Below are 20,085 nucleotides of genomic sequence, written 5' to 3' on the forward strand. Positions count from 1 at the left end.
CAGGTGCAGAAGCTGCTGATCGGGCGCGATCTCACCGGGGTGAACGCGATGCTCTGAGCCGCGATGGGGTCGTGAAGTGACCGGTCCCGGCGGAGTCGTATTTAGCTACCCACTGGTGTGACCGGCGAGTGTGGAGGATTTGGGACGTTCAACGTCCCGAATCCTCCACGCTCGGCCTGGTTGGCGAGGGAGTCGGGGCAGTGAACGTCCGGGATCTTCCCCCGTCACCTCGTCGGCCACCGGTCGCGCCTGGTGCGACCTTGATCAACGGAGGATCGGGGACGTTGAGTGTCCCGGATCTTCCGTTGATCAAGGTCCGAAGCCGGGGCGACCCCACGGTGAAGGAATTGGGACGTTCAACGTCCCAATTCCTTCACCGTCGCGCCCTGGCAGCCGCTGAACCACCACTCTCGCCCAGTTCAGGCGTGGGTAGGTAAATACCGGTCCGCTCTAACCCGAAATGCCACCTCACGACCACCCCGCCCGACGCCTCACCCGGGACCCCTCGTCCGGACAGCTAGTCCTTTTGGCCGACCAAAGGCGATGAAAGAACCATTCGCGCGCTCGATGTGCGTTCACCGGCCGGTGAACAGGATGGAGATTCGCCAACAGATCGGAAGAGGGGTCTCGGATGAGGAAAACGTGGTCCATCGCGCTCGCGCTCGCCATTCTGGCGGCCGCCGCGGCGGCGGCGGTACCGGCGGGGGCATCACCGGAGGCGTCACCGCAGCCGGTGAAGTGGGGGCAGTGTCCGGCGGACGCCGCGGCGCCCGGCCTGGAGTGTTCGACGATCAAGGTTCCACTCGACTACGACGATCCCGGCGGCAAGCAGATCGACATCGCGATCTCCCGGCTGGCGAGCAAGAAGCCGGAGCAGCGCCGCGGCGTCCTGCTGACCAATCCGGGTGGTCCGGCGGCCGGGTTGAAGTTCCCCGCCGACCTGAGGACGGCGAAGGTGCCGCAGGCTGTGTTCGACAGCTACGACCTGATCGGGTTCGACCCGCGCGGGATGGGGCACAGCACCCCGGTGACCTGTGACCTGACGCCGGAGCAGAGCGCGGTGGGCAATGTCCCGCCGTATGCGCGCAACGCTGCCGACGTGGCGAAGCGGGCGGAGCAGTCGAAGGCCATCGCCAGGCAGTGCGCCGCTTCGAAGTCGGCGTGGATGCTGCCGCACGTCAGCACAGCGAACACCGCGCGGGACATGGACCGGATCCGGGCCGCCCTGGGCGAGAAGAAGATCTCCTTCGCCGGCTATTCGTGGGGCACCCACCTGGGCGCCGTGTACACCACGCTGTACCCGCAGCGCGGCGACCGGATCATGCTCGACAGCAACGTGGGCCCGGACGGCTGGGACTACGCGAACGACCGGATGTACGCCCAGGGCTTCGACGACCGTTTCCCGGACTTCGCCAAGTTCGCTGCGGCCAACTCGGCCACCTACGGTTTGGGCAGCACACCGGCGCAGGTCACCGCGAAGTACTTCGACCTCGCCGCGAGGCTGGACAAGGCGCCGGTCCGCGACGTCGACGGCCCGACGTTCCGGATGCTGACCTACGGCTTCCTCTTCAATGACTTGGCAATGCCGCTCGTGGGCAAGCTCTGGCAAGCGCTCGACAAGGACCAGCCGCTCCCGCCGATGGGGCCGGACGCACCGCCCGGGATCGAAAACCTGGTCTCCGGCCGCTATTACATGATCTGCAACGACTCCCGCTGGCCCGGGTCGGTGGGCACTTACCAGCGCACCGTCGCGATCGACAGGCTCCGTCACCCGATGTTCGGCGCAGCCGGGGCCAACGTCCAGCCGTGCGCGTTCTGGCCCGAGCCCGCCGACCCGCCGGTGCGCGTCGGTGACCGGGGTCCGGCCAACATCCTCATGCTGCAGAACCGGCGCGACCCGGCGACACCGCTGGCGGGGGCCGAGAAACTGCGGCGCGCGTTCGGCGACAGGGCCCGCATGGTCACCGTCGACGCGGGTGGGCACGGCGTCTATCCCTACGTCGGCAACAAGTGCGCCGACACGGCGGCGACCACCTTCCTGGTGACGGGTGAGCGTCCGAAGCACGACCTGGCGTGCGCGGCCGAACCACGGTGATCACCGGGGACGCCGGGTGCCGCGGGCGGCATCCGGCGTCCTCACGGCCGCTGAGGCATGATGATCACCGGACCAGCGAACCAGGAAGGACGGCCGCGTGCTTCCGACCGCCGCACCACCACCCGTCCGAGGGTTGGTGATCGCCGAGGTCGTGGTGCTGGCCGCGTTGAACATCGAGCAGCTGGTGCGACGCCTGATCCTGGACGGTCCGGCCCCGGCCGGGGAGATCCTCTACTTCGCGGTCGGCCTGGTGCTGGGCGTGCTCGCGTTGCTGCGGCGTCGTTTCCCGGCCCGGACGGCGGCGTTGACGCTGTCGGGGATCGCGCTCTCACTGGCTTGCAGCGCCGTGGGTTTCCTGGCCGAACCGGCCGCGGCTCCGAGCGGAGACGCCGAGTCGCTGGCGCTCGCGATTCTGGTCGGGGCGGTGTGCCATCGGCTGCCGGGTGGTCACGCCGCCGTTTACGCGGTGCTCGGTGGGCTGACCATGGCCGCGGCCCCGGTCCTGCGCTTCGGCGATACGTTCACGACACTGTCCATCGCGGTGGTGTGGGCCTTGCTGTGGGGGTGCAGCGTCATCGTCGGGCTGATCCTGCGGGACGGCGATGCCCGCCGTGAAGCGGCGCTGGCCGCGGCCCGAGACCGGGAACGGTTGGCGCTGGCCCGGGAATTGCACGACCTGGTGGCGCACCACATCACCGGGGTCGTGGTCCGCACCCAAGCCGCCGGCGTCGTACTGGCGGACGGTCCGGAACAGGAACTGATCAAGGAGATCGAGCACGCCGGCGCGGAAGCGCTCGGCGCGGTCCGGCGGCTGGTGATGATGCTGCGCAGCCCCGAACTCGCGTCCCAGGTCACCGTCGGCGGATTGGTGGAGACCGTGGAAGCGGCGGTCGGGGACGACGAAAGCGTCACGGTGCGACTGGCGGACGGGCTCGCCGAGCTCGCGGTCGCGCCGGAAACGGTGTCCACCGTCCACCGCGTCGTCCTCGAATCGCTGAACAACGTGCGCAGGCACGCGCCCGACGCCCGCCGCGTCACCGTGCTGGTCGAGCCGACCGAGGGCCGCCGGCATCTCCGGGTCGAGGTCGGCAACGACGGTCTCCGGCCCGGCCGGGTGCGCCGGTCGCCGGGCGGCTACGGCTTGATCGGGATGGCCGAGCGGATCTCGGCACTGGACGGCACGCTGATCGCCGGTGAACACGGAGAGCGCGGCTGGCGAGTCCTCGCCGAACTGCCTTTGCCCGGCGGGGTTTCGCCTGCCGCCGCAGCGGAAGGAGGAGCCGCGCGGTGACACTGCGAGTCCTGCTGGCCGACGATCAGGCCTTGGTGCGCACGGGTTTCCGGCTGATCCTGGAGCGGGTGCCCGGGCTGGAAGTGGTCGGCGAGGCGGAAAACGGCGAGCAGGCGGTCGAGCTGGCCCGGCGGCTGCGCCCGGACGTGACGCTGATGGACATCCGTATGCCCTTGGTCGACGGTCTCGCCGCCACCCGGCGACTGGCGGGCCCCGACGTCGAAGACCCGTTGCGTGTCCTGGTCGTCACGACCTTCGACCTCGACGAGCTGGTACACGAGGCCTTGTGCTCCGGTGCCTGCGGCTTTCTCCTGAAGGACGCCGGTCCCGGTCTGCTGGTGGAGGCGGTGCACGCGGCCGCGAACGGTGAAGCCCTGGTCTCGCCGTCGATCACCACGCGCCTGCTGGCTCATTTCACCGCCACGTCGGCCCGGCGCCGCGCCCGCCGCGCCGATCCCGCGCTGACCCACCGCGAACTCGACGTCGCCAAGGCCATCGCTCGCGGCCGGACGAACGCGGAGATCACCGAGGAACTGACGATCTCGCTGTCGACGGTGAAGACCCACCTCGCGTCGATCCAGCGCAAGATCGCGGCCCGCAACCGCACCGAAATCGCCGTGTGGGCCTGGGAATCGGGTCTCGTGCGCTGACCGGGATCCGGTCGTGTGGTCCGAACGAGCCCTGACGAGTCCGGCCGGACCGGAATAGCCTTTTTTGTCATGACGCCTGGGTTTCAGGTGAATCTTCGACAGATGAGGTGAATCCCGATGACCGAACCGAAATCGAGCCAGTCACGGACATCGTCGAGGCTTCGGCGAGGCGCTGTCGTGATGGCCGTCGCCGCGGGTGCCTTCCCCTTCCTGGCGGGGACCGCGCAGGCCGCCGCCTTCGTGCCCATTCCTTCGAATTACGTTTACGACCCGAATCGCGGCGCCTGGCACGACTACTGCACGTTGTCGCCGGACAAGCCCGTCGTCCCGCCCTGGGGCCAAGTGGACTTCCGCGGGCCGTGTGCCAACCACGACATGTGCGAAGAAGCAGGCGGCAAGAACACGCTGCGTTGCGACAACCTCTTCTTCCGGCTCATGCATCAGCAATGCGACCACACCTTCGGCACGGGCCCGGCCCGGGGGCCGTGCGATTTCATCGCCGACACCTACTACAACGCGGTCCGCTCGACCGGCTGAAAACCGCTACGGTCGCCACATGAGCGAAAACGCGAAGATCGACCCGGCCAGGATCGGCAACGTGCTGCACCCGGTGGCGGACGTCGACGCCGCCGTGCGGTTCTACTCCACCGCCCTTGGCCTGGAAACGAAATTCGTGGACGGCGACCGCTACGCCGCGCTCGACGCCGGCGGCACCACGCTCGCTCTCGCCGGTCCCGCCGAGGACGTCACCGGTGGCGTGCCGGCGGCGTCGTTCAAGGTTCCCGACGTGGCCGCGGCGGTGGCCGCCGTCGTGGAGAGCGGCGGATCCGTGGTCCGGCAGCCGGAACAGGGCCCGCACGAGGTCCGGGCCGTGGCACGCGACCCGTGGGGCAACACCGTCGTGCTCTACGGACCGCGATGACCGTGAGCCCCTGTCACGCGTCGGCCCGGCTTCGCTGACCGCTGATCGGCAGCCGCAACCGCAGGCGGAAGCCGCCGTCGGGGGTCGCCTCGGTGACCACGGTGCCGCCCACCAACGCGGCGCGTTCCTGGAGCCCGAGCAGTCCGTGGCGGGCGCTGGGCAACGTCAGGCTCGGCCGGGTCGCGGGAGTGTTGCCGACGGTCACGGTGAGATCGGTGCCGTCGTGCGCGATGTCGACGGTCGCCGTGCTTCCCGGCGCGTGTTTGCGGACGTTGGTCAGGGCTTCCTGGATGGTGCGGTAGATCGTGCGCTGGACGGCGGTGTCGATGCCCTCCGGCGCTGTCCCGGTCCGCCGCGTCTCGATGCCGCTTCCGGCGATCAGGCGGTCGAGATCGGACAGCGTCGGCTGTGGCATCAGCTCGGTCGTGGAGCTGCCGGAGGCACGCAGCAGGTTCACCATGTGGCGTAGCTCGTCGAGGGTGTCGACGGAGAGCCTGCGGACGTTCTCGGCGGCGGTTCTCGCGTCCGGGTCGCTGGTCGAAACGCTGAGCGCACCCGCCTGGACGGCGATCAGGCTGACCTGGTGCGACACGACGTCGTGCATTTCGCGGGCCAGCTGGGTGCGTTCCTTGGCGAGGACCGCCTGGGCGTCCAAGAGGCGTTCGTGCTCACGAGCTTGCCGGATGTCGTCCAGCCGCAGGGTGAGTTCGCGCTGTGTGTGCACCAACCTGCCGAGGATGGCGTGATTGAGTCTTCTGCTGAGCCATGGCCTTCGCGGCACGGACCGAACTGGCCCGCCGGAGCCGGTCACGACCTCGACCGTCCACAAGGGACACCCGTTCCGGAGAAAACGTCCGTTTTGGGCACTTTGCGTGAGTTTGCGTACGGGTCGTGAGTGTTAAAGAGGGTTCTAACCCTCTTTAACACTCACGACCCCCATGGGAAGCCTCATATGGCCGTAAATCGGACACTCAGCCGTCCCATGTGGACACCCGGGGCGCGCCTGGTCGCCGTCCAGTCCGGAACCATGTCCTCGGGTAGCGAAGAAGGCCTGCGCGGCAGGATCGACCATGCCATATTTGGCTTATCGCCCAATAATCCGAATCGCCGCTCACGACCCCGCGTCGAACAGTTTCGGCGGCAAGCCGGTCACGCTCGCAGGAGCAGGCTGTCGTGCATGGCGGAGAAGGCGCGCCGCACGTGGCCCGGCAGTTCGCCGGGGGCGCACTCGGGCAGCCATTCGTCCAGTGCGCACCGCCAGGTGGCCACGCAGAATTCGATGAGCATGCGCAGTTCGAGATCCCGCGGGTCGCCGAGCCGGTGCGCGACCTCCGTCTGGATCTCCGCGCAGTGCCGCAGCGAATGACCGTTCAGCGAGGCCGACTGGTCGACCAGCCTGAGCGTCGCGGGGAAGCGCTGGTACCAGTCGTCGTCCATGCGGTCCAGTGTGGTCAGCAGGGCGTCGCGGAAAACGTCCACGAGTGACCCGGACTTCCCGGTTTCGTCCAGTGTGACGAGGAAATCGCTCCAGAGCTGTTTGACGGCGGTGAGGGCGACGTCCTCCTTCGAGCGGTAGTTGCGGAAGAAGGTCCGCCTCGACACCTCCACCTCGTCCAGTAGCGCGTCGAGCGGGGTGGCGTCGAATCCGTGCTCTCCGAACAGTGAGATCGCCGTTTCCGCCAGGGCCTGGCGAGTACGCAGCTTCTTGCGCTCGCGCAGTGTCGAGGGCTCCCCGGACGTCGTCATGGGCCGAAGTCTAACCGACCCGCCTCAGACGAGCATATGCTTCAATGGGGCAAACGCCACACTGTGGCACTTTAAGTGGAGGAGATCAGATCGTGCGCGCACTTGTCGTGGACCACACCGCGAAGGCCCATCTCTCCCAGGCCGACGTGGCCGATCCGGTACCCGCGCCCGGCGAGGCGCTGGTCCGGGTGGAGGCGGTTTCCCTCAACTACGGCGAGGTCAAGGGCGCGACCGACCCGTCGACTCCGGACGGCGCCCTGATCGGCTGGGACGCGGCGGGTGTGGTGATCGAGGCCGCGGCCGACGGTTCGGGGCCCGCGGCCGGGACGCCGGTGGTCACGCTGGGTGAGACCGCGGGGTGGGCCGAACTGCGGGCGGTCCCGGCGACGCGGCTCGGCATCGTGCCGGAGGGCGCCGATCTCGGGGCGGTGAGCACGATCCCGGTCGCCGGTCTGACCGCGTTGCAGGTGCTGCGCCGCATGGGACAGCTGCTCGGCCGCCGGGTGATGATCACCGGCGCCTCCGGCGGTGTCGGCCGCTACGCGATCCAGCTCGCGGCCCGGGCGGGTGCCGAAGTCGTCGCCATCAGCGGGAACCCCGCGGTCGAGGAAAGCCTGCGGGCGCTGGGCGCGCACGAGGTGCACGCCGACCCCGCCCAGGTGGAGCGGCCCGTGGCCGCGGTGCTGGAGAACGTCGGAGGGCAGCAGCTCGTGGACGCGTTCGCCGCTGTCGAGGCGGGCGGAACGGTGGTGAGCGTCGGCCGGTCGTCCGGAGCGGACTCGATCTTCCCCGCGGCGGCCTTGACGCCGACCGACGGACGGCACGACCGGTCGATCCGCACCTACTTCTTGCTGGCAAACGCGGCCGAAGACTTCTCCGCGGACTTGTCCTGGCTCGCCGCCGAGATCGCCGCGGGCCGGCTCGACGCCGGAATCAGCATGCGGGCGGCGTGGACCTCCTATGGTGAGGCTGTCACGGCCCTGCTCGACCGGCGACTGCACGGCAAAGCGGTGCTGGACATCGTCTGAGCCGGCTATTCGGCCTTGAAGTGGGGGTTGTAGATCAGGCCGACGAGATTGCCGTCGGGGATGCGGACGATGGCGACCTTGATGCCTCCGCCGACCTCTTTGACGCCGGAATGTGAAGTCGCCCCGGCGGAGAGCATGGCCTCTTCGGCGGCCTCGGCATCCTCGACGCCCCAATAGGTGATCGGGCCGGCGCCGGGATCGCCGTTCGGGTCGAGCGCGAGTTCGTAGCCCGCGACCGCGTAACCGACGTAGAACGGCTCGTCGAAGTAAGGCTCGATGTTCAGTGCTGAAGTCCACCACTTCTTGGCGGCCTGGAGATCCGGTGCCGGGTAGACAACCGTGCGGAGACCGAGGAAATCGACGCTCATCGAAGAGACGCTAGCACCGCGCCGAAACCCGGACGCGGCTGACGTGGTTGCCCGTTCGTTCATCGAACGGTGCCTGTTCGAGCAGAGCGCCCACGCGCGTCGGCGCGCGATGACAGGGTGGCCGCGCAGTGATCATTCAGAAGGAGCGACGGGCTCTCGCCCGGGGTCGCTCTGGGAGGCAAGGCAGATGAGTTTTCAGGTCGTACCCGCGGAAATCGGCAAGCACGCGGCCAATGTCGACGGGATAGCCGAGCGCTTGGACACGGTGCTGGCGGCGGCGAACACCGCGGCCATGTCGGACGAGGCCTACGGTCTGATCTGCGCGTTCGTGCCGCCGTTCATCAATCCGGCGGAGGAGAAGACGATCGACTCGATCAAGGCCGCGAGCGACGGCGTCCGGGCGACCGCCGCCAACCTGCGCACGGCCGAGCAGTCCTATGCCGGGCAGGACGCCGCCGGCGTCGAGATGTTCAAGCAGTACGAGGCCGCGATCCCGATGACGCCGATGAAGAAGGCCCAGGCATGACCAACCCTCTCGTCGCCACGCCGAAGGATTCCACCACCGCGGTGTCCGGCGTCCCCTTGCTCGAATCCGCTACCGAGCTCAAAGCGTCCATCGAGAGCGGTGACTGGGCGTCCGTCGCGGTCGGCGCCTTCGGGACCGCCATGGACGCGGTGTCCGCCGCCATGGACCCGTTCGGCACCATCCTCGCCGCCGGGGTCGGCTGGCTGATGGAGCACGTCGGCCCCCTCAAGGAGGCGCTCGACGCGCTCGCCGGGGACCCGGACGAGATCACGGCGCACGCGGAGACCTGGCAGAACGTCGCCGACGAACTCGCCTCGATCGGCACCGACCTGGACGCGATGGTCGTCGCCGAGACCGCGAACTGGACAGGCACGGCCGGAGACGCCTACCGAACCCGGGGAGCGGATGTCGCGGCCCTGATCGGCGCCTGCCAGCAGGCCGCCGGTGGCGCGTCCTCCGGTACCCGGATCGGCGGTGAGGTGGTCACCGCGGTCCGCACCCTGGTTCGCGACACCATCGCCGAACTGATCGCCAGGCTGATCAGCTGGGCGCTCCAGGTGCTGGCGACGCTCGGTCTCGGCATGACCTGGGTGCTGCCCCAGGTCACCGCCGCCATCGCGAAGACCGCGACCAAGATCGCCTCCGTCGTCACGAAGCTGGTCAAGGCGATGAGCGCGCTCGCGCCGCTGATGAAGAAGGCGAAGAACATCTTCGCCCAAGCGGAGAAGGCGCTTCGCAAGATCGACGCTGGCAAGACCGGTCCCGCGGGGAAGCCCCGTGGCCCGAAGCCGGGTGGCGGGGAGTACAGCGGAACCCGTGGCGGGGGAGGCGGCGGCAAGGGGAAGAAGCCCCAGCCGCAGCCGGACAAGCCGCCGGAGCTTTCGCCCCAGCTCGGGAAGTTCGACGATCTCACCCAGGCGCAGAAGGACGCCGCGCAGAAGATGAAGCGGTGGATCCTCGACCACAAGGACAGCGGCCAGTTCGGTGCCTGGCACGACAAGGTGGACGACAACAAGCTCAACTCGCTTGGCTTGGGGAACAAGCCCACTCCCGGCGCGGGCTCGACGTGGGGCGGCCGGATCTACGGGAACCACGGGCAGGCCGGCGGCAAGATCGGGAACGAGGGCAGGCTCCCGCACAACGGCAAGATGAGCGACAGCAACAAACCCGCCGATCAACCGCTGGGCCCGGACGGGAAGCCGACGAAGCCGTACGACGGCAAGTACTACGAGTTCGACGTCCACCCGACACCGCGCTACGACAACAAACCCATCCGGGACGCCGACGAGTACACGGACTTCAACGGGAAGCCGTTGCCGGACAACCAGCGGCCGAAGCCGGATCGCATCGTCAAGGACGACAACGACAAGTTCTATTACGCGCCGGGGCACTACGACAAGTTCTACGAAGTGCCCTGACCCGGTTCCGGTGAGTGTCACGGGCGTCGCGCTCGCGACGTCGGGTGCCGCTGGAGCGCTTCGGGTCGAGGTAGTCGTGAGTGGCGATTCGGGTTCTCTTGAGGGGTAAGGCAAAGGTGTCGGGTCGTTGTGGCTGGCGAGAGCGTGAGATGTCACTCAGGGTGAGGGGTGTGTGGAAACAGGGACGTTGAATGTCCCTATTTCCACACACCCCCTCAAGCCTCTCGGGCCACCTGGCTGTGACCGGTCCGGTCATCCGGGACTGTGTGGATTTCTGAGCGTCCAACGCACCAAAATCCACACAGTCGGCGCCCGAGTTCCGGTGTCGCGCAGAGTGGGCCCGGGTCACGAAAGCGATCACAGGCGGGTAGCCGCACCGCCGTCATTGCCCGCCGCCTTGTCCCGGGCCAGAATCGTCGCGACGCACCAGCGGACCAGGAGGCGACGGATGAGCGACACCAAGCGGACGGCGGACAGCGCGAGCGAGGTCCGCCCGTGCTGACGCGGGTCGCGGAGGGCGTGCTCGTCCACGAGAGCGAGTTCGTGCAGAGCAACGCCGTCGTCGTGCAGGGCGGGACCGGTGTGCTCCTCGTCGATCCCGGCGTGCAGGACCACGAAATGGGCTGTCTCGCGAACGACCTGGCGCAGTCGGGCCAGACCGTGGTGGCGGGCTTCTCGACGCATCCGGACTGGGATCATCTGCTCTGGCACGCCGAGTTCGGCGCGCCTCCCCGGCACGGCACGGCCCGCTGCGCGGACGCCGTCGGGAAACTGCTGTCCGACCCGGACGCGAAGGCCCGCATCATCGAACACCTCGAGCCGACGGGTATCGCCGAAAAGGTCCCGATGGACCTGTTCGGTCTCATCACCGCCCTGCCCGTCGGGACGGCGCGGATCCCGTGGGACGGCCCACGGGTCCGGATCATCGAGCATCGAGCGCACGCACCGGGCCACGCCGCGCTGGTCGTCGAGGAGCGCGGCGTGCTCGTCGCCGGCGACATGCTCTCCGATGTGCTGGTCCCGATGCTCGACGCCGACGCCGACGACCCGATCGAGGACTACCTCGCCGCGCTACGACTGCTGGAGGACTCCGCGGGCGACGTCGATGTCGTCGTCCCCGGCCACGGGTCGGTCGGCGGAGCCGGACAGGTACGCGAACGAATCGACCGCGACCGGGCGTACGTGCTCGCCCTGCGCGAAGGCCGGGTCCCCGAAGACCCGCGGGTCGGCCCGTCGGCCAAACCCGGCTGGGAGTGGGTGAGCGACGTCCACGAGGGGCAGGCCCGGCGTCTCTTGTCCTGAGTGACCCGGTGGTCAGGAGTCAACGTCGGAGACGATGCCCAGCGCCGCGCGATGGCGCCAAGCCAGGGTCAAACACGCCTTGGCCGCGCCACGCGTGTTTTCGCTGTCGACATAGCGGCTGATGTTGGAGAACTCGAACGGAATGCCGTTGCCACGAGGTCCGGCGATGATCGTGCCTTCCTTCCCCGCGGTCACCATGTCGGCGAAGATCCGGTCGAACACGGCCCCGTCGATGAGGCAGACGAGAAGCAACTCCGGCTTCCAGGTCAGCACGTCGAGGCCGACACCGAGCACGTAGAGACGCAGGCCACCGGATTCGCGGGCCTCGTTGAGACTGCCGAAGGGCCAGTCGTGGTCGTAGTCCAACGGCCGTCCGCCGCGGCCGTAAGCTTCTTCCAAGTCGAGGAATTCTTCCGCGTACTCCCGCATGACCGTGCGCCAGAGGTCGAAGTCCGCGCGTATGGCTTCCAGGCCGATGTCGGACGGCGTGAACTCGCCCGCGGGGACGGCGTGCACGACACCCGCGCCGACGGCCAACTGGTCCGCGTCGCGCTTGTGCATGTAGAAGCCCGCTGATCCGGCGGCGGTACGGATCGTCAGAGTGACCGTGCCCAGGCCGGTCGAACGCCGAGTCAGGTCGAAAGGATCCTTCAACCAGCGCCGGTACCGGCCGTCGGCGGGGGTGCGGCCCGCGAGATCTCTCGACGCGGCCTCGTAGGCCAGGATCTCGGTGGTGTCGAGGTGTTCGAAATATCGACCGTGGGTGAACCGCAACCGGATACCGTTCGCCTCGCCCGCGATGGCGGTGGGCCGGTACAGGTCACCGTCATAGAGCTGCGAACGGCCCGCCAGCTGAACCAAGGCACTGCTGTACGCGGGATAGCGCTCGGCGCCCGTTCGCCACGGCAGCAAGCGGCGTGCCCGCGCCTTCGCTTCGCCGAAGCGATCGCCTGGAGGTGAGCCGTCCTCCCACTCCAGCCGGACGTCTTCCACGGAAGCCGGAGCGGAAAGGATCCACCCGGCCTTGGTGAGCATCGGGACGTCCGCGTGAGAGGTCCACTCCGGTCGCGCGGCCGACGAGGTGAGATTGTGGAGGCGAGCCTGTTTTCCGTGAACGTGCTCCGCTACGCGAAGGAAGCGCTCCGAGGATCGTTCGCTCCTGTGCCGTCTCCAGTTCGCCCAGGTCGCGGGAAGCCCGATGAGGGCGACAGTCACGCTTATCAGGCTCACTACAGTGGGGAGATTCATGTCTTCGTCACCCCCGACACGGGCTTGGCCGACGGGTCGGTCACCCGGTCGGTGGTCGTCCGTAGTCGGGACGGGAGGGGACGACGTTACGGGCAAGCCACCAGTTCGGCGGTCAGCGGCGGCCGGCGGCCAGGATGACGAGGAACTGGCCGCCACCCGGTTCGACGTTCGCGGTCACCGGTACTCCCGGTACCAGCCGGGAAAATCGGTCCACCAGCCAATCCGCCGCCTCCTGCGCGTCCTGCCTGGTCGGGCAACGGGCCACCATCTCGCGGCCGCCCTTGCGCTCCAGCCGCCCGGCGACGGTGATCAGCGGTGCGGGTTCGACCACGTGCAGGCGATCGGGCCAGGCGATCACCACCTTCACCGCGCCCTTGCGGGTGTTGCACCCGCGGTGCGCCAGCCGTTCGGCGATCTTGGCCTTCCGGTCGGCGGTCCGGCTGTCGACACTGGGCCCTCGCGGGTCGTTCACCGACATGTCCGGGTCGACCGGTTCGTCGCACACCCAGCATCGCCAGCCGTCGCGTTCGGCCACATCATCAAGAAGACTCACCCGAGCAAACTAGCCCGACCGGCCGCGGCCAGGTGCACCGCGTCGGCGTCCGGCGCCGGAGCAGTTCGAGGAAAAGGCAAGAAATATTGGCCCCTTTGCCGTTCGAAATACCTTGCGTTAATCTTGAATCCTGAGCTCGGGTTTCGAAGATCGGCGCAGGTCGGGTGTCTTATTTCTGCTCGTGCGAACTGTTGATCGCCTTTGTTTCGCGAGTCGGAATTGTTCCGCACATTCTGAGAATTGGTAACGGAACGCCGAATCTTCTCGACGTTGTCGATGGATTCCCGGGATCGCTACGAAGCCTGACAAAGTCATGGAGGTAAGCAGGTGTTCGGTCGAGCCAACCGTTCCGCTCGCGGACGACACGTCCGGCTTCACTATCAGGATGCCCGTTTCGCCGCCGATTACGCGCGGGCTTACCGTTCCGGTCCGAGTGAGCGCTATTTCGCGTCGCGGCTGTACGCCATCGCGGAGACTTTGCGGTCGTTCCCGTCCGGTGAGCTGCTCGATGTGGGGTGTGGTCCGGGCATGATGGTCCATCATCTGCTCGGCGCCGACGGCGGCGAATTCCGGATCACCGCCTGCGACCAGTCCGCCGCGATGATCGACCTCGCCGCGCGCGGACTGCGCGACGACGACAAGGTCCGGCTGCATGTCGCCGACATCGACGAACTGCCGTTTCCCTGTGACAGCTTCGACATCGTGCTGGCGATGGGCGTGCTGGAGTACGTCGACGTCGACCGCGCCCTGGGGGAGATCGCGCGCGTGACGAAGCCCGGCGGGTTCGTCGTGATCACCATGCTCAACCCGCTCAGCCCCTACCGTCTGTTCGAGTGGGGCGTGTTCTGGCCGGCGCGGCGCCTGCTCGGCCGGATCGAAGGGCTTTCCGGTGTCCCGGAGGAACGCAGGCATCGCGCGGACAAGAGCGGTATCCACGCCTTGCCTGCTTTCCGGCTGGTCGGCCGGATGCGGGAATCGGGTCTGCGGCCGCATGACGTCGTGTTCTACGACATCACGGCGTTCGTCCCGCCGTTCGATCGCCTGATCCGGCCGTGGTCGTATCGATGGCGGTATGCCCCCGAACGGACGGTGAGCCGAAGGGCCCGCCGCTGGCTCGGTACCGGATATCTCGTCGTCGCGCAATTCCCCACGGGAGCGCGAGTCCCCGAGCCCGCCCAGCGTCCCGCAGTGTCCGTCGAAGCCGACTGAGGCGGTCGGGTGAACGCACGGATGTCACAGTCGGCGAACCGAGATCGACTGCGGCGGCGAGTCCCGCCGGGACGTTGTGAAAGCCACTTTCGCAACCTTCAACGTTGCGAAAGTGGCTTTCACAACGCTGCCTCCGCCCCGCTGGTCTGGCGGTCGCCCGTGATCAGACGGACGACACACGTGACTGGATGGACGGCACGTGTGATTGGAGGGACGCCTCGTGGTGAAGCCGGCCGTGTGGATGTGTCGTCCAGCCGATCACGTGTGTCGTCCGTCTGATCACACGTCTCGTCCAAGCAGCCACGCGAAGCACCCGGCTGGACCAGCGGATCGCCACATACGCCGCGCACGACCGCTTGCTTCAGGAAAGTCCGCCCGCAGCTGTAGCGGTGCGGTCGACGATGGCGGCCAGTGTCGTGGCGGCCTCTTCGGGAACCCAGTGGCTGACGCCGGTCAGGATCTCGAGCCGGTACTCGCCGTCGACGTACTCGCCCGCGAGCTCGGCGCTCCGGCGGGAGAGGGCCGTGTCGCCGTCGCTCCAGACGTGGGTGGTCGGCACGGGAACCCGGCCACGCAGGCCCGTCGGACGTTGCAGGAACATCGCGCGGTACCAGTTCAGCCCGCCGGTCAGCGCGCCGCCGAGCACGATCTCCTGGTGGACCCGGGCGATCTGGGTCGGGGTCATCCCGGTTTTGGCGAGCGTGCGGTCCAGGAACCGCGGCCGGGATCGCAGGGCGCGTTCGGGCAGCCAGGGAATCTGGAAGAGGGCCATGTAGTACGACCGGACGAGCTGGTCGCTGGTCAGCATCGCGCGCAGGAAAGCCCCGGCATGGGGGACCGAGACGCTGGTCAGGGACCGGACCAGGTCCGGTCGCCGGGCCGCGGTCGCCCAGGCGACGTTGGCGCCCCAGTCGTGTCCGACCAGGTGGACCGGTCCGGTGCCGATGGTGTCGATGAGCGAGACGGTGTCGGCCACTAGACGGCTCGACCGGTAGGCGAAACGGCCCCGTGGCCGCGCGCGAGGGGAGTAGCCGCGCTGGTCGGGCGCGATCGTGCGGTACCCCCGCTCGTTGAGCAGCGCGGCGGTCTCCGCCCACGAAGTGCTCGTCTGCGGGAATCCGTGCAGCAGGACGACGACGGTGCCGTCCAGCGGACCGGTGTCGCGCACGTCGAAGGTGAGGCCGTCGTGTTCGAAGGATCCGACTCGGCTGGGTGAGGTCAAGGTCGGGTCTCCTCGCTGATCGGCGGGGTGGGTGGCCTTGACGGCCATTTAGGTGTTACCTTGGGTAACAGTGAATCTCGGTAACGCTTAAACCGTACACCCAGCCGACGTTGTCAGGGAGGTCCGTATGACCAGCACCGATGTGCCTCGCACCGCGGGTACGGCCGAGGACGGCCGCCGCGAGACCGCTCGGCGGCTGCTTGATTCGTCCGCGATGCTGTCCTACGACCCGGCCACCGAGGTGGACTGGGAGACGCCGCTGGACAAGGACTTCCACGGCGCGAGTCCGGAGTGGAGCACGCTCTACGGCACGAGCTACTGGGCCGAGATGAGCACGGAGCAGCAGAAGGAGCTCACGCGCCAGGAAGCCGCTTCGGTCGCGAGCACCGGTATCTGGTTCGAGATGATCCTCCAGCAGATGGTGCTGCGCGATTTCTACGCCAAGGACCCGACCGACCCGGCCTTCCAATGGGCCTTGACCGAGATCGCCGACGAATGCCGTCACTCGATCATGTTCGCCCGCGGCGCGGAGAAGCTCGGCGCGCCCCCGTATCGCCCGCGCAGGCTCGCCGTCGAGCTCGGCCGGGTCTTCAAGGCGACGGCCAGTGGCGAAGCGGCGTACGCGGCGATCCTCGTCGCCGAAGAGGTCCTCGACGTGATGCAGCGCGACTGGATGCGTGACGAGCGCGTGGTTCCCTTCGTGCGCACCATCAACAACATCCACGTGGTCGAAGAGTCCCGGCACATGAAGTTCGCCCGGGAAGAGACCCGCGAGCAGCTGGAGGGCGCGGGCCCCGTGCGCCGCCGGATCAACGCGCTGGTCATCGCGATCGCGTCGTATTTCATCGTCAGCAGCATGGTCAACCGCGACGTCTACAAGAACGCGGGACTCGACACCGGGCGCGCGCTGCGCGAGGCGAAGGCCAACGAGCACCACAAGTCGATGATGCGCTCCAGCTGTGCCGGGCTGATGGAGTTCCTCGGCTCGTGCGGTCTGCTCACCAAGCCCGCCCTGGTGTTCTACAAGCGGGCGAACCTGATCTGACATGGCCTTCGCGATCACCCAGACCTGTTGCAGCGACGCCACTTGCGTGTCGGTCTGCCCGGTCAACTGCATCCATCCCACCCCGGACGAGCCCGACTTCGGCACCACCGAGATGCTCTACGTCGACCCGGCTTCGTGCATCGATTGCGGGGCCTGCGCGGACGCCTGCCCGGTGGACGCGATCTTCCCGGCGGATCTGCTGACCGGACCGCTCCAGGTCTACGCGGGAATCAACGCGGAGTACTACGCGGACCGTGAGGTCGTCTCTTCCGCCGACCCGGCGCCGAACTTCCACCGCTGGAGCCCGCCGACGTTCGACAGGGCCATCCCGAGCGACTTCGCGCCGCCGGACATCGCCGTCGTCGGCACCGGCCCGGCGGGTATGTACGCCGTCGAAGACCTGCTCCTGCACACCAACGCGCGGGTCACCCTGATCGACAGGCTGCCGGTCGCGGGCGGGCTCGTCCGCTTCGGCGTCGCCCCGGATCACCCCGCCACGAAGCGGATCGGCGAGACGTTCTCGCGACTTCACGAGCACCCGAGGCTGCGGCTGCGCCTGGGCACCGAGGTCGGCCGCGACGTCACCGTGGACGAACTGGCAGGCCGCCACGACGCCGTCGTCTACGCGGTCGGCGCCTCGTCCGCGCGCGGCCTCGGCCTGGACGGCGAGGAGCTGTCCGGCAGCATCGCCGCGACCACCGTGGTCGGCTGGTACAACGGGCACCCGGACGTCCCCGCGAACGCGGTGGACCTGTCCGCGGAACGTGTCGTGCTGGTCGGCACCGGCAACGTCGCCCTCGACGTGGCCCGGATCCTCACCGCCGACCCGGACACCCTCGCCGGGACCACGATCGCTCCGCACGCGCTGGAACGCTTGCGTAGCAGCAAAATCCGGGAAGTCGTACTGCTCGCCCGGCGCGGACCGGAGGACGCCGCCTACACCTCCCCGGAACTGCTCGCGCTGTCCGGGCGCACCGGTGTTCCGCTCGTCGTCGACGACGCGGACCCGCGCACCACGGCCGCGATCGACGCGGGCACCGGCAAGGCGAAGCTGCTGCGCGAACTCGACCGCGAGACCGTCGACTGGACCACGCCGCCGGACGCGGACTCACGCCGCATCGTCCTGCGCTTCCACTCCGCGCCCACCGGGATCATCGGGGACACGCAGGTGCGCGGCCTGCGCGTCACAAGCCCGGACGGGCCGGTCGAGATCGCCGCCGGCCAGGTCGTGCGCGCGGTCGGATACCGGGGCGTCCCCGTGCCGGGCCTCCCGTTCGACGACGACCGCGGCACGATCCCGAACACCGCCGGCCGGGTCGACGGAAGCACCGGCGCGTACGTCGTCGGCTGGATCAAACGCGGCCCCTCGGGCGGGATCGGCGCGAACCGCACCTGCGCCGGGGAAACCGTGTCGACCCTGCTGGACGACATCACCTCCGGCAGGCTTCCGGTCCGGGCGAAGCGGTCGCCGATCGCCGCGCTGGCCGCGCGATTCCGCGGCCGCTGAGCGGAACCGCGGGAGAGCTTCGTCGTCCTAAAGTGGTCATGAACTGCTTGATCGTGACTTCGTGATTCCTGAAAGGACGACTCGCCGTGCCGGGTTTCAAGGATGTTTACGCCGTTTTGCCGGTCGCCGACCATTCCGCCGCGGTCGCGTGGTACGAGCGTTGGATCGGGCGGCGGCCCGACGCCGAACCCATGGAAGGCGTGGCCGAGTGGCGGATCGCCGGGAACGCGGGGATCCAGGTCGCGCACGCCCCCGAGGCCGCGGGCAGGAGCACCGTGGTCATCGTCGTCGACGACATCGACGAGACCGTCGGCGCGCTCGAGGCCCAGGACGTGACATGCGGTCCGATCCAGGACTACGACTTCGTCAAACTGACGGAGGCCGCGGATCCGGCGGGCAACAAGGTCACGTTCGTCTGGGAGAACCCGAACTACCGGCCTTCGCCGGAATAACCGGCACAGGCGCCCCATCAGCCACATCCTTCACACTGGTACCACCGCGTCCTTTATCCGCGCAAATCGGCGATAAAGGTCGGATGCTCTTCGCGTCCGCCGCATCGGGTCGCGGTGGTACTCCAGGAGTCTTATCGGGTGCACTTCCATGACAGGGAGTCACCCTGAACGTTCTAACGTCCTCTCGTTGGTGCTTTCGTTGTATTCCCCTTGCCCGCAAAGTCGTCCGGCTGGTTCCATGGCATCCGGGCGGTCCACTCAATCGGTTTGAGAACGGCAGCCCACTGGGGGAAGGACGGTCGTTTCATTGTCTGAAGCCGCGCTGACCAAGATATCCGTAGGTCACCCGCGTCGTTCGCCGTCCGTCGTCCTCCGGTGATATCGCCCGCGTCCGAAAGATTTCGAATTCGAGGATGGCGCCGAGCCGTCGTGTTCGCGATCAATGCTGTGGGGGGCAAGGAGATGCAGAGTCGAGCGCGTCCGGAACCAGTCGCCGCGGAGCAGCCGGCCACCGTCCCAGGGCATCTCGGCCAAGAGGTGGTGCGGGTGCCCATCGACTCGCTGCTGCCCGCCGACTCGCCGCGGACAGCGGGCGAGGATCCGGCGCACGTAAGAGAATTGGCGACCTGGGAGGTCGCCTTGCCGCCCATCATCGTGCACCGTGCGACGATGCGGGTGATCGACGGCATGCATCGGATCCGCGTCGCGGAAGCGCGGGGCGAAACCACCATCGCGGTGCGGTTCTTCGACGGCAGCGCGGACGACGCGTTCCTGCTCGCCGTGAAAGCGAACATCGCGCACGGCCTGTCGCTCGCCTTGGCCGACCGGAAAGCCGCCGCCAGACGCATCATCGGCACCCACGGCGAATGGTCGGACCGCGCGATCGCGGCCCTCACCGGTCTCGCGCACAAGACCGTCGGCGCGATCCGGCGCCGGTCGACTGGGGAAAATCCCCACTTGACCGCGCGGGTCGGCAGGGACGGCAGAGTCCGGCCGCTCAACGGCGTCGAGGGCAGGCGCCGGGCGGGCGAGCTCCTGGTCGCGAACCCGGACACCCCGGTCGAGGAGGTCGCCCGCGCGGCGGGGATCTCGACGACCACCGTGAAGGACGTGCGCAGACGCCTGCGCTGCGGCGACGATCTGGTCCCGAGTGGACAGCGGACCGAGCCGGCCCGGATCGACGGCACCGCCGAAGAATCCCCGGTCTGGGACCGGGCGACGGTCCTGCGTCGATTGCGGGCGGACCCGTCCTTGCGGTTCGCCGAGTCCGGCCGGGCGTTGCTGCAATCGCTGAACCCGCACGCGGGCGGGGAGGAGAGCTGGCTCAGTCTGGCGGACAACGTGCCGCAGCACTGCACCGGCATGGTCGTCGAACTCGCCCGGCACTGCGTGGCGGACTGGCAGCGGTTCGTCGCCCGGCTGGAACAGCGCGTCCGCGAAGGGGACGTCCCCCAAGACGTCGCGAAACCGCTCGGCCGCTGAACCGCCCTGCCGGGCGTGAGC

At 68.4% G+C, this 20,085-nt stretch carries 21 protein-coding genes; 14 read left to right on the plus strand and 7 right to left on the minus strand.

What is annotated here, in order from left to right; genetic code table 11:
- Positions 1-631 precede the first annotated feature (631 nt).
- The 5 genes from CFP71_RS02440 to CFP71_RS02460 all read left to right on the plus strand — a co-directional run bounded on the left by CFP71_RS02440 (position 632) and on the right by CFP71_RS02460 (position 4,958).
- A complete protein-coding gene (locus CFP71_RS02440; RefSeq protein ID WP_093932186.1) occupies positions 632-2,095 on the plus strand; it encodes an alpha/beta hydrolase in 1,464 nt (487 codons plus the stop codon).
- Positions 2,096-2,192: 97 nt separating this feature from the next.
- Positions 2,193-3,386, plus strand: a complete 1,194-nt coding sequence (locus CFP71_RS02445; protein ID WP_093932187.1) for a sensor histidine kinase — start codon at positions 2,193-2,195, stop codon at positions 3,384-3,386.
- Positions 3,383-4,036, plus strand: a complete 654-nt coding sequence (locus CFP71_RS02450) for a response regulator (protein WP_093932188.1) — start codon at positions 3,383-3,385, stop codon at positions 4,034-4,036. The genes CFP71_RS02445 and CFP71_RS02450 overlap by 4 nt, the downstream gene beginning before the upstream one ends.
- A 117-nt stretch (positions 4,037-4,153) precedes the next feature.
- Positions 4,154-4,573, plus strand: a complete 420-nt coding sequence (locus CFP71_RS02455) for a phospholipase A2 family protein (RefSeq protein ID WP_143267029.1) — start codon at positions 4,154-4,156, stop codon at positions 4,571-4,573.
- Between the two features lie 19 nt (positions 4,574-4,592).
- Complete coding sequence (locus CFP71_RS02460) at positions 4,593-4,958, plus strand: VOC family protein (RefSeq protein WP_093932190.1); 366 nt, start codon at positions 4,593-4,595, stop codon at positions 4,956-4,958.
- 13 nt (positions 4,959-4,971) lie between these two features.
- Here CFP71_RS02460 and CFP71_RS02465 read toward each other — a convergent pair whose 3' ends face one another.
- The gene (locus CFP71_RS02465) at positions 4,972-5,682 is read right to left on the minus strand and encodes a sensor histidine kinase (protein WP_244199541.1); all 711 of its coding nucleotides are present in this window, start codon (positions 5,680-5,682) and stop codon (positions 4,972-4,974) included.
- A 425-nt stretch (positions 5,683-6,107) separates the two neighbouring features.
- The gene (locus tag CFP71_RS02470) at positions 6,108-6,704 is read right to left on the minus strand and encodes a TetR/AcrR family transcriptional regulator (protein ID WP_093932191.1); all 597 of its coding nucleotides are present in this window, start codon (positions 6,702-6,704) and stop codon (positions 6,108-6,110) included.
- 92 nt (positions 6,705-6,796) lie between these two features.
- On the opposite strand from CFP71_RS02470, the gene CFP71_RS02475 reads away from it, so the two are divergent.
- Positions 6,797-7,732, plus strand: coding sequence for a zinc-binding dehydrogenase (locus CFP71_RS02475; protein ID WP_093932192.1), 936 nt, complete (start codon positions 6,797-6,799; stop codon positions 7,730-7,732).
- 5 nt (positions 7,733-7,737) lie between these two features.
- Here CFP71_RS02475 and CFP71_RS02480 read toward each other — a convergent pair whose 3' ends face one another.
- A complete protein-coding gene (locus CFP71_RS02480) occupies positions 7,738-8,100 on the minus strand; it encodes a VOC family protein (RefSeq protein ID WP_093932193.1) in 363 nt (120 codons plus the stop codon).
- Between the two features lie 187 nt (positions 8,101-8,287).
- Between CFP71_RS02480 and CFP71_RS02485 the strand changes: the two genes are divergently transcribed.
- Both CFP71_RS02485 and CFP71_RS45495 read left to right on the plus strand, forming a co-directional pair.
- The gene (locus CFP71_RS02485; RefSeq protein ID WP_093932194.1) at positions 8,288-8,626 is read left to right on the plus strand and encodes a type VII secretion target; all 339 of its coding nucleotides are present in this window, start codon (positions 8,288-8,290) and stop codon (positions 8,624-8,626) included.
- Entirely contained in the window at positions 8,623-10,044 is a 1,422-nt protein-coding gene (locus tag CFP71_RS45495) for a WXG100 family type VII secretion target (protein WP_093932195.1), read from the plus strand. Before CFP71_RS02485 ends, CFP71_RS45495 begins: the two co-directional genes overlap by 4 nt.
- A gap of 357 nt (positions 10,045-10,401) precedes the next feature.
- Here the strand turns inward: CFP71_RS45495 and CFP71_RS44575 are convergent, their stop codons facing one another.
- On the minus strand, positions 10,402-10,575 hold the full coding sequence (locus CFP71_RS44575; RefSeq protein WP_208635870.1) for a hypothetical protein: 174 nt from the start codon (positions 10,573-10,575) through the stop codon (positions 10,402-10,404).
- On the opposite strand from CFP71_RS44575, the gene CFP71_RS02495 reads away from it, so the two are divergent.
- The gene (locus CFP71_RS02495) at positions 10,564-11,346 is read left to right on the plus strand and encodes an MBL fold metallo-hydrolase (RefSeq protein WP_425266592.1); all 783 of its coding nucleotides are present in this window, start codon (positions 10,564-10,566) and stop codon (positions 11,344-11,346) included. The two genes, CFP71_RS44575 and CFP71_RS02495, sit on opposite strands and share 12 nt — an antisense overlap.
- A 12-nt stretch (positions 11,347-11,358) precedes the next feature.
- Here CFP71_RS02495 and CFP71_RS02500 read toward each other — a convergent pair whose 3' ends face one another.
- Positions 11,359-12,381, minus strand: a complete 1,023-nt coding sequence (locus tag CFP71_RS02500) for a hypothetical protein (RefSeq protein WP_093932197.1) — start codon at positions 12,379-12,381, stop codon at positions 11,359-11,361.
- Between the two features lie 325 nt (positions 12,382-12,706).
- Entirely contained in the window at positions 12,707-13,147 is a 441-nt protein-coding gene (locus tag CFP71_RS02505; protein WP_093932198.1) for a hypothetical protein, read from the minus strand.
- Between the two features lie 327 nt (positions 13,148-13,474).
- Between CFP71_RS02505 and CFP71_RS02510 the strand changes: the two genes are divergently transcribed.
- Positions 13,475-14,356, plus strand: a complete 882-nt coding sequence (locus tag CFP71_RS02510) for a class I SAM-dependent methyltransferase (protein WP_093932199.1) — start codon at positions 13,475-13,477, stop codon at positions 14,354-14,356.
- A 361-nt stretch (positions 14,357-14,717) separates the two neighbouring features.
- Here CFP71_RS02510 and CFP71_RS02515 read toward each other — a convergent pair whose 3' ends face one another.
- Positions 14,718-15,626 (minus strand): alpha/beta fold hydrolase, encoded by a 909-nt coding sequence (locus tag CFP71_RS02515; protein ID WP_244199533.1) that lies wholly within the window; start codon positions 15,624-15,626, stop codon positions 14,718-14,720.
- 79 nt (positions 15,627-15,705) lie between these two features.
- Between CFP71_RS02515 and CFP71_RS02520 the strand changes: the two genes are divergently transcribed.
- From CFP71_RS02520 to CFP71_RS02535, 4 genes are all read left to right on the plus strand, one after another.
- Positions 15,706-16,623 (plus strand): AurF N-oxygenase family protein, encoded by a 918-nt coding sequence (locus tag CFP71_RS02520; RefSeq protein ID WP_093932200.1) that lies wholly within the window; start codon positions 15,706-15,708, stop codon positions 16,621-16,623.
- A gap of 1 nt (position 16,624) precedes the next feature.
- Positions 16,625-18,130 carry an FAD-dependent oxidoreductase gene (locus CFP71_RS02525; RefSeq protein WP_093932201.1) on the plus strand — a complete coding sequence of 502 codons (1,506 nt, stop codon included), beginning with the start codon at positions 16,625-16,627 and terminating at the stop codon, positions 18,128-18,130.
- A gap of 86 nt (positions 18,131-18,216) precedes the next feature.
- Positions 18,217-18,582 (plus strand): VOC family protein, encoded by a 366-nt coding sequence (locus CFP71_RS02530; RefSeq protein ID WP_093932202.1) that lies wholly within the window; start codon positions 18,217-18,219, stop codon positions 18,580-18,582.
- Positions 18,583-19,044: 462 nt separating this feature from the next.
- Positions 19,045-20,064, plus strand: a complete 1,020-nt coding sequence (locus CFP71_RS02535) for a ParB/RepB/Spo0J family partition protein (RefSeq protein WP_093932276.1) — start codon at positions 19,045-19,047, stop codon at positions 20,062-20,064.
- Positions 20,065-20,085: the final 21 nt, after the last annotated feature.

The sequence above is a fragment of the Amycolatopsis thailandensis genome, from assembly GCF_002234405.1.
In the GTDB taxonomy this organism is placed as follows: domain Bacteria; phylum Actinomycetota; class Actinomycetes; order Mycobacteriales; family Pseudonocardiaceae; genus Amycolatopsis; species Amycolatopsis thailandensis.

What these genes read in the sequence shown, in the direction of transcription:
- CFP71_RS02440 (WP_093932186.1), top strand. Translation starts at nt 632, where the DNA reads ATGAGGAAAACGTGGTCCATCGCGCTCGCGCTCGCCATTCTGGCGGCC.
- CFP71_RS02455 (WP_143267029.1), top strand. Translation starts at nt 4,154, where the DNA reads ATGACCGAACCGAAATCGAGCCAGTCACGGACATCGTCGAGGCTTCGG.
- CFP71_RS02460 (WP_093932190.1), top strand. Translation starts at nt 4,593, where the DNA reads ATGAGCGAAAACGCGAAGATCGACCCGGCCAGGATCGGCAACGTGCTG.
- CFP71_RS02470 (WP_093932191.1), bottom strand. Translation starts at nt 6,704, where the DNA reads ATGACGACGTCCGGGGAGCCCTCGACACTGCGCGAGCGCAAGAAGCTG.
- CFP71_RS02480 (WP_093932193.1), bottom strand. Translation starts at nt 8,100, where the DNA reads ATGAGCGTCGATTTCCTCGGTCTCCGCACGGTTGTCTACCCGGCACCG.
- CFP71_RS02485 (WP_093932194.1), top strand. Translation starts at nt 8,288, where the DNA reads ATGAGTTTTCAGGTCGTACCCGCGGAAATCGGCAAGCACGCGGCCAAT.
- CFP71_RS45495 (WP_093932195.1), top strand. Translation starts at nt 8,623, where the DNA reads ATGACCAACCCTCTCGTCGCCACGCCGAAGGATTCCACCACCGCGGTG.
- CFP71_RS02500 (WP_093932197.1), bottom strand. Translation starts at nt 12,381, where the DNA reads ATGCTCACCAAGGCCGGGTGGATCCTTTCCGCTCCGGCTTCCGTGGAA.
- CFP71_RS02515 (WP_244199533.1), bottom strand. Translation starts at nt 15,626, where the DNA reads ATGGCCGTCAAGGCCACCCACCCCGCCGATCAGCGAGGAGACCCGACC.
- CFP71_RS02520 (WP_093932200.1), top strand. Translation starts at nt 15,706, where the DNA reads ATGACCAGCACCGATGTGCCTCGCACCGCGGGTACGGCCGAGGACGGC.
- CFP71_RS02525 (WP_093932201.1), top strand. Translation starts at nt 16,625, where the DNA reads ATGGCCTTCGCGATCACCCAGACCTGTTGCAGCGACGCCACTTGCGTG.
- CFP71_RS02535 (WP_093932276.1), top strand. Translation starts at nt 19,045, where the DNA reads ATGCAGAGTCGAGCGCGTCCGGAACCAGTCGCCGCGGAGCAGCCGGCC.